Source organism: Crocosphaera sp. XPORK-15E (assembly GCF_034931425.1).
Classification (GTDB): domain Bacteria; phylum Cyanobacteriota; class Cyanobacteriia; order Cyanobacteriales; family Microcystaceae; genus UHCC-0190.
In genome coordinates, this window is sequence record NZ_JAYGHQ010000005.1 from 155,550 (window position 1) to 168,223 (window position 12,674).

General features: G+C 36.9%; 12 protein-coding genes. 9 read left to right on the plus strand and 3 right to left on the minus strand.

The window, feature by feature from the left end; genetic code table 11:
• Window positions 1-82 precede the first annotated feature (82 nt).
• Window positions 83-1,048, minus strand: a complete 966-nt coding sequence (gene tilS / locus VB691_RS06145; protein ID WP_323290590.1) for a tRNA lysidine(34) synthetase TilS — start codon at window positions 1,046-1,048, stop codon at window positions 83-85.
• Window positions 1,049-1,155: 107 nt separating this feature from the next.
• On the opposite strand from tilS, the gene VB691_RS06150 reads away from it, so the two are divergent.
• The 4 genes from VB691_RS06150 (at window position 1,156) to VB691_RS06165 (ending at window position 7,285) form a co-directional block, all read left to right on the plus strand.
• Entirely contained in the window at window positions 1,156-3,297 is a 2,142-nt protein-coding gene (locus tag VB691_RS06150) for an HAD family hydrolase (protein ID WP_323290591.1), read from the plus strand.
• Window positions 3,298-3,324: 27 nt separating this feature from the next.
• Window positions 3,325-4,191 (plus strand): HAD-IIB family hydrolase, encoded by an 867-nt coding sequence (locus tag VB691_RS06155; protein WP_323290592.1) that lies wholly within the window; start codon window positions 3,325-3,327, stop codon window positions 4,189-4,191.
• Window positions 4,188-5,090, plus strand: coding sequence for a carbohydrate kinase (locus VB691_RS06160; protein WP_323290593.1), 903 nt, complete (start codon window positions 4,188-4,190; stop codon window positions 5,088-5,090). Before VB691_RS06155 ends, VB691_RS06160 begins: the two co-directional genes overlap by 4 nt.
• Window positions 5,091-5,308: 218 nt before the next feature.
• Window positions 5,309-7,285 carry an alpha-amylase family protein gene (locus VB691_RS06165; RefSeq protein WP_323290594.1) on the plus strand — a complete coding sequence of 659 codons (1,977 nt, stop codon included), beginning with the start codon at window positions 5,309-5,311 and terminating at the stop codon, window positions 7,283-7,285.
• 46 nt (window positions 7,286-7,331) lie between these two features.
• On the opposite strand, the gene dusA is transcribed toward VB691_RS06165, so the two are convergent.
• Together dusA and VB691_RS06175 are read right to left on the minus strand one after the other, a co-directional pair.
• Window positions 7,332-8,315: a tRNA dihydrouridine(20/20a) synthase DusA gene (gene dusA, locus VB691_RS06170; protein ID WP_323290595.1), complete on the minus strand. Its 984-nt coding sequence runs from the start codon at window positions 8,313-8,315 to the stop codon at window positions 7,332-7,334.
• A 10-nt stretch (window positions 8,316-8,325) separates the two neighbouring features.
• Window positions 8,326-9,024 (minus strand): Uma2 family endonuclease, encoded by a 699-nt coding sequence (locus VB691_RS06175; protein ID WP_323290596.1) that lies wholly within the window; start codon window positions 9,022-9,024, stop codon window positions 8,326-8,328.
• A 205-nt stretch (window positions 9,025-9,229) separates the two neighbouring features.
• On the opposite strand from VB691_RS06175, the gene VB691_RS06180 reads away from it, so the two are divergent.
• The 5 genes from VB691_RS06180 to VB691_RS06200 all read left to right on the plus strand — a co-directional run bounded on the left by VB691_RS06180 (window position 9,230) and on the right by VB691_RS06200 (window position 12,600).
• On the plus strand, window positions 9,230-9,388 hold the full coding sequence (locus tag VB691_RS06180) for a hypothetical protein (RefSeq protein WP_323290597.1): 159 nt from the start codon (window positions 9,230-9,232) through the stop codon (window positions 9,386-9,388).
• 179 nt (window positions 9,389-9,567) lie between these two features.
• Window positions 9,568-9,954, plus strand: coding sequence for a type IV pilus biogenesis protein EbsA (gene ebsA, locus VB691_RS06185; protein WP_323290598.1), 387 nt, complete (start codon window positions 9,568-9,570; stop codon window positions 9,952-9,954).
• A 26-nt stretch (window positions 9,955-9,980) separates the two neighbouring features.
• The gene (locus tag VB691_RS06190) at window positions 9,981-11,042 is read left to right on the plus strand and encodes a phosphotransacetylase family protein (RefSeq protein WP_323290599.1); all 1,062 of its coding nucleotides are present in this window, start codon (window positions 9,981-9,983) and stop codon (window positions 11,040-11,042) included.
• A gap of 163 nt (window positions 11,043-11,205) precedes the next feature.
• Window positions 11,206-12,303 (plus strand): hypothetical protein, encoded by a 1,098-nt coding sequence (locus tag VB691_RS06195; protein ID WP_323290600.1) that lies wholly within the window; start codon window positions 11,206-11,208, stop codon window positions 12,301-12,303.
• A gap of 18 nt (window positions 12,304-12,321) precedes the next feature.
• Entirely contained in the window at window positions 12,322-12,600 is a 279-nt protein-coding gene (locus VB691_RS06200; protein WP_323290601.1) for a hypothetical protein, read from the plus strand.
• Window positions 12,601-12,674: the final 74 nt, after the last annotated feature.

Here is a 12,674-nt window from a genome sequence, read left to right on the forward strand (position 1 = left end):
TTGGTTCAGGTGAAAGATCTGAGTATTTTAGGAAGTAGAGGCAATTCATGAATTGCCTCTACAAAAAATTAATTATATAATTCTATAATTGTCTAATAATAATCCATTCTTCTTGAACTTCAGCGATGATATTACCAGGTAGAGAAGAAGTCCGCGATCGCCTAGGTGCATCAATTAAATTAACCATAGCTTCTATTTGTTCAAAATCGGGTTTTCTGCTGCTAATTTGTTGCAAAAATTGACGAATTACTCGCCGTTGTAAAGCTAAGGGAATTGTGCGTAGAATTAGACGATTTAATTGAGTTTTATCAGGAGAAATTACCCGATCTAAAACTGTCTTTGCTTCCCTTTCTAAATAATCAGATTCTGCTTTTAATATCTCGGCTGTTTGGGATAAATTTCTTTCAATATTAGGGTTAAAATAATTTTTTAGATAAGGCAATAATTGCTGACGAATACGGTTACGGGCATAGTCAATATTAGCATTAACAGCATCTTCCCAAATTGGAATTTTAAACTGTTGACAAAATGCCAAAGTTTCAGCGCGGGAAACATTTAATAAAGGACGAACTAAATTAATATTAGAAGTTAGAGGACGTTTCCAAGTTAAGGCACCAAGTCCCGTCGTTCCCGAACCTCTTATTAAATTATAGAGTAAAGTTTCAGCGCGATCGCTTAAAGTATGACCTGTAACAATTTCTGTAAACTCATTTTCTTGAGCAATTTCTATTAATGATTGATATCGCCATTCTCTTGCTGCTGCTTCCGTTTCTTCCATCATTATGGCAACTTTTAAATAAAAAGGAACGCCCCAATTTTTTGCTAATTCTTCTACATGATCAGCCATTCCAATATCAGAGGACCAACCGTGATCGCAGTGAGCAATGGCTATTTGCCAAGACCATTTTGATTGTAAATCATTTAAAAGTTTAAGTAAACAAAGAGAATCTTGTCCCCCCGATACGGCAATTAAGAGATGCTTCTTTTTGGGCAATAAGTCACTGTCTTTTAGGGTTTGATGGAGTCTAGCATGAAGTTGTGTCCACATAAAAAACCTGCTTAAGATGAATAAATTAGGGATCTGGCATTTTCAAGAAAATGAGGCAGTATATGATATAGTAGATATTGTATTATGAAAAAACGTATATCACTAAAATGATGAAACCTAATCAAAAATACATATTGCTGATCAGCATTCATGGTCTAATTAGAGGAAACAATCTTGAATTAGGGAGAGATGCTGATACAGGGGGACAAACTAAATATGTATTAGAGTTAGCCGAAGTATTATCAAAACATGAGGAGATTAAACGAGTTGATTTGATGACAAAACTGTTAATTGATCCTCAAGTGAGTGAAGATTATAGTCAACCCCTTGAACCGATCAACGAAAAAGCCAATATTATTCGCATTTCTTCAGGTGTAGATGAATATATCCCCAAGGAACAATTATGGGATTATTTAGATAATTTTGCTGATAATGCGCTCGCTTATCTCAAAAGTCAACCTAAAATGCCTGATGTAATTCATACCCATTATGCTGATGCGGGATATGTGGGAGCAAGGTTATCTCATCAATTAGAAATACCATTAATACATACAGGACATTCTTTAGGCCGTAGTAAGCGAAAAAGACTCTTAGCAAGTGGTGTTAAAAGAGAAGTTATTGAAGAACAATATAACATGACTCGCCGTATCAATGGGGAAGAAGAAACCCTAAGTTCAGCAGAAAGAGTGATCACCAGTACGAATCAAGAAATTAATGAACAGTATGCCCAATATGATTATTATGAACCGCAACAAATGCGGGTTATACCGCCAGGTACTGATTTAGAAATATTTTATCCCCCACAGGGTAATGAATGGGACAGTGATGTATTTACAACAATCGCCCGATTTTTAAAAGAGCCTCGTAAACCCATCGTTTTAGCCGTTTCTCGCTTAGATCAACGTAAAAATATACAGGCACTCATTGAAGCCTTTGGACAGTGCCAGGAACTGCAAAAAAAAGCAAATCTGGTGATCTTTGCAGGAATGAGAGATGATGTTAAAGACTTAGATGACAGTTTGCAAGATATATTTACCGACTTATTATTAACAATTGATCGCTATGATTTATATGGTAAAGTAGCCTATCCTAAGACATTATCATCGGAAGATATTGGGGTTATTTATCGTTTAGCAGCCCTTTCTGGGGGAGTATTTGTTAACCCCGCATTAACTGAACCCTTTGGCTTAACTTTAATTGAGGGGGCAGCTAGTGGTTTACCTGTTGTGGCGACTCAAGACGGTGGGCCAGTTGACATCATCAAAAACTGTCAAAATGGTTATTTAATTGATCCCCTAGATCCAGAAAACATTGCCGATACAATCTTAAAAGTCCTTACAGATAAAGAAGATTGGCAGAGGTTAGCGGAAAATGGCATCAAAAAAGTTAAACAATATTATACATGGGAATCTCATGTAGAAACCTATTTAAAAATGCTACAGCCAATAATTGATAAAACAGAACCCCTGCAAAGATTTGTCGGACAGCGTAGGCCGATGATGTTTCATAACGGGGCAATTATAACCAGTATTGAGCAAAACTTACTCGGTGATTCTGAATCCTTACAAGAATTAGTTAAGCTCTTAACTGAAAAACGGAAAAATATTAGTTTTTGTCTGGCCACAGGTAGACGTTTAGACTCCGCCTTAAAAATCTTACGTCAAAACAATATTCCGCAACCTGATGTTTTAATTACCAGTATGGGTACAGAAATTTATTATTATCCAGATCTGACTAAAGATGATGCTTGGACAACTCACATTAATCACTTATGGAATCGACAAAGGATTATACAGCTTTTAAATGGATTACCTGGATTAACATTGCAACCAAAAGAGCAACAAAGCAGTTATAAGATTAGTTATTTCTATGATGCGGCCCTTGCGCCAACACTAGAAGGAATCAAGAGTATCTTGCATCAAAATGAACAAACAGTTAACGTGATCTTTTCCTTTGGTCAATTCATAGATATTGTCCCAATCAGAGCATCAAAAGGCTATGCTGTACGGTGGTTTGCTCAACAATGGGATATACCTTTAACCCGTATTTTAACGGTGGGAGGTTCAGGGGGTGATGAAGATATGATGCGCGGCAATACTTTATCGGTAGTTGTTGCTAATCGTCATCAGGAAGAACTTTCTGACTTAGCAGATATTGAACCGATTTTCTTCTCTGAAAAACAATATGCTGCGGGTATTATTGACGGAATCAATCATTATGATTTTATTTCCTTGTGTGAAAATGCTTAACTTTAGAAAATAATTTTGGTGTAATTTATGATTGACCAACTATTAATTTGTACGGATTTAGATCGAACCCTAATTCCTAATGGAAACCATCCTGAATCAAGCCATGCTAGACCTTGTTTTACTCAATTAGTATCCCATGAGAAAGTGACATTAGCCTATGTTACAGGTAGGGATCAAAAATTAGTTAAACAAGCAATCATAGATTATCAACTCCCCTTACCTAATTTCGTAATTGCTGATGTAGGTGCCAGTATTTATCAGATTAGTCATCAACAATGGTTAAGAATTGAAGCTTGGGATCAGAAAATATCTGGAGATTGGCAAGACAAAAGTTATGATGATTTAATCCCCATCTTTGCCGACTTAAAACAATGTCATTTACAGGAAAAAGAAAAGCAGAGTTTACATAAATTAAGTTATTATGTTGCTCTCACTGCCGATATTGATAAGCTCATTTCTGAAATTAGGTCAAGATTAGAAAATCAACAAATACGATCTAATTTGATTTGGAGTATCGATGAGGAAAAAAATGTCGGTTTATTAGATATTTTGCCTCAAAGTGCTAATAAATATCAGGCGATCGCCTATGTTATGGAACATCATAACTTTACTCTTGAAAATACGGTTTTTTCGGGAGATAGTGGCAATGATTTAGATGTATTAATTAGTCCGATTAAATCTATCTTAGTGGCCAATGCTCACGGAGAAGTCAAAGACAAAGTAAAATCAAAAATAGCTCAAACAAATTTGACCAACTCAGTCTATATTGCCCAAGGGGGATATTTAACCATGAATGGCAATTATAGCAGTGGAATTTTAGAAGGAATTGCCCATTATTTTCCGAATTTTGCTCCCTTAAACCAAGAGATAATCAACCAGATCACAAAAGAATGATGAATCAAACAATTATTATTTTTGGCGAAGTTTTATTCGATTGTTTCCCCGACGGAAATAATGTTTTAGGGGGCGCACCTTTTAACGTAGCATGGCATTTACAAGCCTTTGGCATATCACCCTTATTTATTTCCCGTGTCGGTAATGATAGTTATGGGGAAAGCATTAAAAAAGCCATGAAAGATTGGGGAATGAATCTTGATTATTTACAAACTGATTCCCATAATTCTACAGGAATTGTTTCAGTAAACTTAATAGATAATGAACCCCATTATGATATCGTTGAAAGTAGTGCTTATGATTTTATTGAATTTTCAAATATTCCCGATTTACCCCAAAATAGCATTCTTTATCATGGGACATTAGCCAGAAGAAATACTAATTCAGCCATCACTCTTGAGCAAATCAAAAAATCAATTTCACCCTCAATTTTTTTTGATGTTAACCTCAGATCACCTTATTGGGATTTAAACACCATTGAATCTCTCTTAAAAAATACTTCATGGTTAAAACTAAACGAGGAAGAATTATCCTTAATTGTCCCTCACGAAAGCAATATTAATAACCGTATTAACTACTTATTCTCTGTTTTTCCCCTTAACCAGATCATCCTAACTCAAGGCAAGGCAGGGGCAACTTTATTTACATCTGATAACATAAATCAGCACATTTCCCCATCCCAAACCACTACAATAGTAGACACGGTTGGTGCAGGGGATGCTTTTTGTAGCGTTTTACTACTAGGTATTCTCAAAAATTGGGATGTATCTACCACTTTAACCCGCGCTCAACAATTTGCCAGTGCTATTGTGGGGATACAAGGGGCTACTTCCGATGATCGTTCTTTTTATCAAGGTTTCCTGAAACAATGGGAAATTTCAACAATGGATAATGGATAATGGATAATGGATAATGGATAATGGATAATGGATAATGACCTCTCCTCGAAATAAGGAGGATTGAAAGCAATGAACATGAGTGCTTTTTTCTCCTTGAAAGGAGAGGTTTGTTGGTGAGCAAAGTCTAACCATAAACCGAATTAATTAATTATCAATTGTCAATTGTCAATTATCCATTGATAACAATCTCTACTCCCTAACAATTATTAATTATTCTTATGTACGAACAATTGTCCCATTCCATTCTCAATGAAATTTTAGATCAACTTAAACCAGAAATTACAGAAAAAGAACTTAGTTATTTTTATACTCGATTAGGAGCTAATTTTTATAGCCTTTTCTCTCTTTTTCAGCAACTTTATGGTAAACGCTACGATTTTAAACCTCAATTATTAAAATTAGTAGAAGTTATGGCGCGTCAATATATTTTGCGATCGCCAGAATTGAAAAAAATAGATTTAGCAAGGGAAAAAGATTTTAATTGGTTTCTGAGTCAAAAATGGGTAGGAATGACCTTATATGCGGATGGTTTTGCCGAAAATTTACCAGATTTAGCCAAAAAAATTGACTATTTTTCGGAATTAGGTGTAAATTTAGTTCATATTATGCCCATTTTAGAATGCCCAAAAAATGCGAGTGATGGCGGTTATGCGGTGAGTAACTATCGTAAAATTGATGAAAAAGTTGGAGATTTAACTGATATTCAAACCATCGCTGCTGAGATGAAAAAAAGAGATATTTTATTGGTTTTGGATATTGTGGTTAATCATACCTCAAATGAACATGAATGGGCCGAAAAAGCCCGTTATGGCAATCAAAAATATCAAGATTATTACTATATATTTAATAATCGGGAAATTCCCGATATGTTTGAACAAACCCTCCCCGAAGTATTCCCCCAAACAGCACCAGGTAACTTTACTTGGGATACACAAATGGCTAAATGGGTGATGACAGTATTTAATAACTATCAATGGGATTTGAATTATCAAAATCCTAGTGTTTTTATTGAAATGTTAGATATTCTATTATTTTGGGCCAATCAAGGTATTGATATATTACGCCTTGATGCTGTTGCTTTTTTATGGAAAAAAATTGGCGGTAGTAGTCAAAATGAACATGAAGCCCATATCTTATTACAACTATTTAAAGATTGTTGTCAAGTCACTGCACCCGGTACATTATTTATTGCTGAAGCTATTGTTGCACCCTTAGAAATAGTCAAATATTTTGGGGAAGATGCCATCAACGCTAAAGAATGTGAAATTGCCTATAATGCTACTTTTATGGCTTTATTATGGGATGCAGTAGCGACTAAAAACGCCAAATTAGTTAGACAAGGTGTTAAAAATTTACCCGATAAATTAGAAAGAGCAACCTGGTTAAATTATATTAGATGTCACGATGATATCGGCTTAGGTTTTACTGATGATGATATTATACAGGCAGGTTATGAACCCAGATCTCACCGTCAATTTTTACTGGACTATTTTTCGGGAAAATTTGAAAATACTGCGGCTAAGGGCTTGTTATTTGGACAAAATCCCAAAAATAATGATGCCCGTATATCGGGGACGTTAACCTCTTTAATTGGTTTAGAAAGTGCTTTAGAAGAAGGAAATCAAAGCAAAGTAGATCTGACGATTAAACATATTTTATTACTGCATAGTATGATTTTTTCCTTTGGGGGTATTCCACTGATTTACTATGGTGATGAAATCGGTACCCTTAACGATTATTCTTATATGGGAAATCTCAGTAAAGCTAATGATAGTAGATGGGCCCATCGTCCAAAAATAGACTGGCAAAAAGCAAAATTACGTCACAAAAATGGCACGATTCAGCATACTATTTTTACCGCTTTACAACGAATGATTAAAATTAGAAAAGAAATCTCTGCCTTTGGGGATTTTAATAATCGAGATTTAATTGACCTTAGTAATGACAATTTATTGGCTTTCTTAAGGATTGATATTTTGCAGGATAATAATGTAGTCGTTATTGGTAATTTTGATGCTAGTTATCAATATTTAAACTTAGGGGAAATCGCAAGTAATAGATTTATAATTAATGATTACAGTGAGATTATTGATTTATATTCAGGGGAATCTCCTACCCTGTTTAAAGAGCAATTAGTGTTATCACCATTTCGATTTTATTGGTTATGTCATAAACTTCGAGATTCCTATAATTAAAAAGGTGATTTTTGTCAAGAAAATTAAGGCTATTTGTAACATAAATTTAGCGAAAAACTTTTGTCAAAGCATCAGCAATCACTTGAGCATCTGCACTAGATAAACAAGCATTTTCACTAATATGACGTTTCCAAGCTTTTGTCCCTGGAATACCTGAAAAAATAGCTAATAAATGACGACTAATGCTATGAAGTTTTAAGCCACGACTTACCCAATAATCAATATAAGGAAACATCCTTTCTATAACCTCATGACGAGTCGGAGGTATGACATTTTGCTGATAAATATCTCGATCTACTGTAGCAAATAAATAAGGGTTATCATAAGCTGCTCTACCAATCATAACCCCATCAACAAACTGTAAATGATCTCTTACTTGTTTAAGATTAATAATACCTCCATTAATCTCAATAAAAAGCTGAGGAAACTCCTCTTTAAGACGATAAACATCCTCATATCTTAAAGGGGGAATATTACGATTTTCTTTTGGACTTAAACCCTTTAACCATGCTTTTCTTGCGTGTACCGTAAACCTTTGACATCCTACTTTGGAAACTACCCGCACAAAATGAGCCATATCTTCATAATTGTCCTGCTCATCAATGCCAATTCTATGCTTAATTGTAACGGGAATATTAACCCCTTGCTGCATTTTTTCAACAGCTTGGGCCACTAATTCAGGGTTAGCCATTAAACAAGCCCCAAAATTGCCACTTTGCACGCGATCGCTTGGACAACCTACATTCAAATTTACTTCATCATAGCCCCAATCTTCGGCAATTATGGCACATTCTGCTAAGTCTTGGGGGTTATCTCCTCCTAACTGCAAGGATAAGGGTTTTTCTTCGGGGGAAAAGTCCAGAAGTTTCGGGCGATCGCCATGTTTAATAGCTGCGGTGACAATCATTTCCGTGTAAAGTAGGGTATGACGGGTAATTTGACGCATGAAATAGCGAAAATGACGATCTGTGTAGTCCATCATGGGTGCTACACTTAAAGGGTTAATCTGGCAATTTTGATTGTTGTTCATAAATTCAATTTTATAATTGATCAGGATCAACCCCTAAACTTCTCAGTTTTTCTTCTAATTTTTTAGTTCTTTCTTGTGCTTTCAAAGCTTCTTGTTGTGCGTTTACAGCCCTTTCTTCTGGGGTTAAATAGCGTTTTCTATCTTGATCATACCAATATAACCATTCTCGTTCAATGCCTTGATAAATGCCTTTTTCTTTACCTATTCCTAAATTTAATTCTGATAACCAAATTATTTCCCCTTCTAATAATTCATAATTGCCCTTGTTTAATTGATACACTTCTAATCTAGGTTTACGCTTCCGTAATGGGTTATAAATTACATAATATAAAATCCCCATTTCTGCATAAAAATCTTTCTTTTTTGTATATTCTTTACGTCTTTTCTGAGAAACCACTTCTAAAGCTAAAATAGGGACTTTTTGTTCCTCCCATAACACATAAGATAAGCGTAAATCTTCATCAATAATGCGGGGAACACCAACACTTAAAAACCCATCAGGAACAATAGCAGATTCGTAGGGATCATAATAAATACCCATATCAACCCCAAAATACCAATCTTGTCTTTGGGACCAAATTAAGGCGAGAGTAGCTTCTAAAAGTACGGAAATTAAGTGTTGTAGTTGATTATCCACAGGAGTATCATCAGAGTCGGGTAAATCTTCAGCAGAAGGCAGACAATGGCGAGGATTATAGTTTAATAGCATCTTATTAATTTAACTCACTCAGAAGGATTGAAGTTAGTTAGACAATCTTGGGTTTTAGGACTTTCTTAACTTAATTATAGGAACAACAGCAACATCTTGATGAATTTTAACTCTCAGACAAACTGTAACTAAAGCGCAATAGTAAAATCTTGATGGATTTCAACTCTCAGACAAACTGTAACTATAGCGCAATAGTAAAATCTTGATGGATTTCAACTCTCAGGCAAACTGTAACTATAGCGCAATAGTTATTAGTCATCAATTTGATTTTGGTTCAGCAACTACTCTTGAAAGCTTAGGTTTATGGAATTTTTCTGCTTATTATTTAATTAACTCAAAAAGATTAAAATTAGTCAGACAATGATTGAAAATTTGTGCTAAACTCAGTGAAGCCCACGCACCCAAGTGTGCCTAGAGAGGCAGAATTGGTGATTCTCGCTCCTATAAAATGTCCGACCAAAAAGAAATACCTGATAACAGGGGCGGCATTGTTTATCAGAGAATTGGGTTTAAAACCCCGTCCTTTTAAGGTTCAGACCCGTTATGACTACCATCGATCAAATCCCACCTGCGGCCAAAGCTGAGGTAATGATCTATCAACCTTACTATCACAAAGATAAACATAAAATTCTGCCCTATGCTATATCTTTGTACTCCCAAGGTCATCTCGAAGGACAACGACGCATTGAAGGAGGCCAAGGCATTCCTTTTGTCGCCTCCTGGTATGTTTCTAAGCTACCCTCTGAATTAACCCGCTGTCGAATGCAGTTTGATGGACAAGCAGAATTAAGCTATGAAATCACCATTCTCAATGCAGAATTCATCGATTATCTGATTGATGTCCTGAAAACTTTTCAAGCAGCCAACTCAGTAGATTTTCCTCAAGGATTCTATCGCAAGTTGCTACACTGTGAAGAATCAGCCTCGTGACCCATTAAACGATAAGGAGTAACAGGGTGGCACAGTCAGCCAAATATTTATTAGTCGGGTCAATAGAAGCCTATAGTGGTAAATCAGGAACCATTCTAGGACTCGCCCATCAATTTCAAGCTAAGGGACTATCCCTCGCTTATTGTAAACCCGTCGGTACTTGCTTGAAGGATAGTCAAACCGAGGCCGATGTACAGTTTATCTCTGAGGCTTTAGGTTTACCAGAGGAACAAGTGCGATCGCCTTTGATCTCCCTAGAAGACAAGACCGTTGAAAAACGCCTGACGGGAGAAGATACAACGGATTATAGACAATTATTACAGCAACAATTATCCGATCTTTCGGTTGATGTGGTGATTTTAGAAGGCACAGGGACACTCTGGGAAGGGAGTTTATTTGGACTATCTCTTGCGGATATGGCCCAAACCCTAGACGCGGCTATTTTATTAGTTGCCCGCTATCATTCCCCCTTAGTCGTTGATAGTATTTTAAAAGCTAAAGCAGAATTAGGCTCTCATCTAATTGGGGTGTTAATTAATGATATTCCCCATGAAGCCCTAGAAGCCACTCGCACTTTGGTCAAACCCTATCTAGAACATCAGGGAATTGCCGTTTTAGGGTTGCTGCCATCGAGTCGTTTACTGCGGAGTGTCAGCGTCAGAGAAATCGCTCACCAATTAAACGCCCAGGTTTTATGCCGTAGCGATCGCCTAGATTTAATGGTAGAAAGTCTTACCATTGGGGCGATGAATGTTAATTCCGCCTTAGAATATTTCCGTCAAGGACAAAACAAAGCAGTTGTCACAGGAGGTGATCGCACAGATTTACAACTGGCCGCCCTAGAAACCTCTACAAGTTGTCTGATCCTCACGGGACACATGGCCCCTCAACCTTTAATTATCAGTCGGGCCGAAGATTTAGAAGTTCCCATTCTTTCCGTCAATCTTGATACCCTAGGAACGGTTGAAATAGTCGATCAAACCTTTGGGAAAGTACGACTGCAAGAAAAAATTAAGGTTAGCTGCATTCAGGAATTAATGGGGGATACTTTTGAAATCTCTCAATTAATGGATAAATTGGGACTTTAGCTTTATGGGGAAAACCTCTTGACAACTCCCCTACCTAAAGGTGATCTGATAAATAATGAGGAAAATCAGTAATTTTCCGCCTTTTTGTGGCCAGTCCCCCCAGAGAAATCAGGCTAATATTGTAAAGTAGTAGTCTGAAGACTCTTTTTTGAAAAAACTAACCATGAAAAAATTATCCTTAGTCCTACTGATGAGCTATCTAGCTCTGACATTAGGGGGATGTGGCTTGTTCCAAAAATCTGAGGAACCCTCAGAAGAACCTCCCGTTGCTAAATCTCCGAGTGAAACCCCTAAAAAGTCGGAAAAAACCGATGAGATCGCTGTTACTCCGACCGCACCTCCTACAAGTAACTTGATTCCCTCCACTGATCCCAATACCCGCCGCAACGAAATCAAAAAACCACAAGATAAAAATAACCCTTTTGCTTTTCTACCCTTGGCACCAGTTGTTAAAGCGCAAACTGAGACTAGCGGTGTGACTAATACTAAGCCTGGTGCTAAGCCTGGGCCAAGTCGTGGTGGTGCGACTAATGTGGCCGCGACTGGTAGTGGTGGGAGTCGTGGTGGGGTAACTAATGCGGTGGCTGCGGAAAATCTCTGTCTGGCCGAATCTTCCTCTGCGTCTTCCGTTCCAGCACCGAGCTTACCCATTCCCAATGAAGCCAGAGGGGTAGTTGTATCAGGTATTGTTAAGTTTAATGGAACACCAGTGGCGATAGTTAAAGCTCCCAATGAAAATGTAGCCCGTCAGGTAACAGAAGGAGCCGCCCTCTCCAATGGACAAATACGGGTTAAATCGATTAATGCTAGTAGTCTCAAACCTTATATTGTCTTGGAGCAATATGGGTTAGATGTATCCCGTGCTGTGGGAGAACCAGCAGAAGAACCTGTGGAAGCCCCGACTCCTCCTATTACTCCCCCAGAAGCAAGTGGCTATGGCACAGTCAATAACCTCGTTTTGCAACAAGTCGAGATTAAAGAGGAAAATTCAGCTAATCCACTCGTTAACGGAACAATGTGTAATTCAGGAGATAAAACTCTGCAAGTTTCGACTCTGACTTTGCAAATTTCAGAGAAAGGAACCAAAAAAATTATTAGCAGTATGAGAGTTGAATTACCAACTAGTTACACCATTGAACCTGGAATACAGGCTGACTTTGATGGTCGAATCGGCTCTAATGACAATTCACAAAAATCTGAGAGTGGTCTTCGAGGTCGTCAAAAAGGAGATGTAACAATTACCTTAAAAGAATGGTCTTAAAAACAAATCATTAACACCATGAAACAACAGGTAGAACAAATCACTTATCCAAATTTACCCTTAGCCATCTATCGAGAATTAGCGGCTCATTTACGCCAAATTGAAGGGATAATAACTGATTTAATTCCTCAACAATCTCAACAATTTGATTATGCTCAAAGTCAGGTGGATCATTTACAAATTCACTATCCCCTTAATCTCCCATCTGGTGCTAAACAACAGATAGATGCAATTCTGGATTATTATGCTCAAAAATATGGACATTACGAGCGTAAAACCCTAACCACTCTCTCCTGAATGTCTGTTCTAACTCCTCACATTTTTATATAATCAGTATTTATAGTTTTAAGAGATAAGTTGATATGGTTAAA

What these genes read in the sequence shown, in the direction of transcription:
- VB691_RS06160 (WP_323290593.1), top strand. Translation starts at nt 4,188, where the DNA reads ATGATGAATCAAACAATTATTATTTTTGGCGAAGTTTTATTCGATTGT.
- VB691_RS06200 (WP_323290601.1), top strand. Translation starts at nt 12,322, where the DNA reads ATGAAACAACAGGTAGAACAAATCACTTATCCAAATTTACCCTTAGCC.
- VB691_RS06165 (WP_323290594.1), top strand. Translation starts at nt 5,309, where the DNA reads ATGTACGAACAATTGTCCCATTCCATTCTCAATGAAATTTTAGATCAA.
- VB691_RS06195 (WP_323290600.1), top strand. Translation starts at nt 11,206, where the DNA reads ATGAAAAAATTATCCTTAGTCCTACTGATGAGCTATCTAGCTCTGACA.
- VB691_RS06150 (WP_323290591.1), top strand. Translation starts at nt 1,156, where the DNA reads ATGATGAAACCTAATCAAAAATACATATTGCTGATCAGCATTCATGGT.
- ebsA (WP_323290598.1), top strand. Translation starts at nt 9,568, where the DNA reads ATGACTACCATCGATCAAATCCCACCTGCGGCCAAAGCTGAGGTAATG.
- VB691_RS06155 (WP_323290592.1), top strand. Translation starts at nt 3,325, where the DNA reads ATGATTGACCAACTATTAATTTGTACGGATTTAGATCGAACCCTAATT.
- VB691_RS06180 (WP_323290597.1), top strand. Translation starts at nt 9,230, where the DNA reads ATGGATTTCAACTCTCAGGCAAACTGTAACTATAGCGCAATAGTTATT.
- VB691_RS06175 (WP_323290596.1), bottom strand. Translation starts at nt 9,024, where the DNA reads ATGCTATTAAACTATAATCCTCGCCATTGTCTGCCTTCTGCTGAAGAT.
- tilS (WP_323290590.1), bottom strand. Translation starts at nt 1,048, where the DNA reads ATGTGGACACAACTTCATGCTAGACTCCATCAAACCCTAAAAGACAGT.
- dusA (WP_323290595.1), bottom strand. Translation starts at nt 8,315, where the DNA reads ATGAACAACAATCAAAATTGCCAGATTAACCCTTTAAGTGTAGCACCC.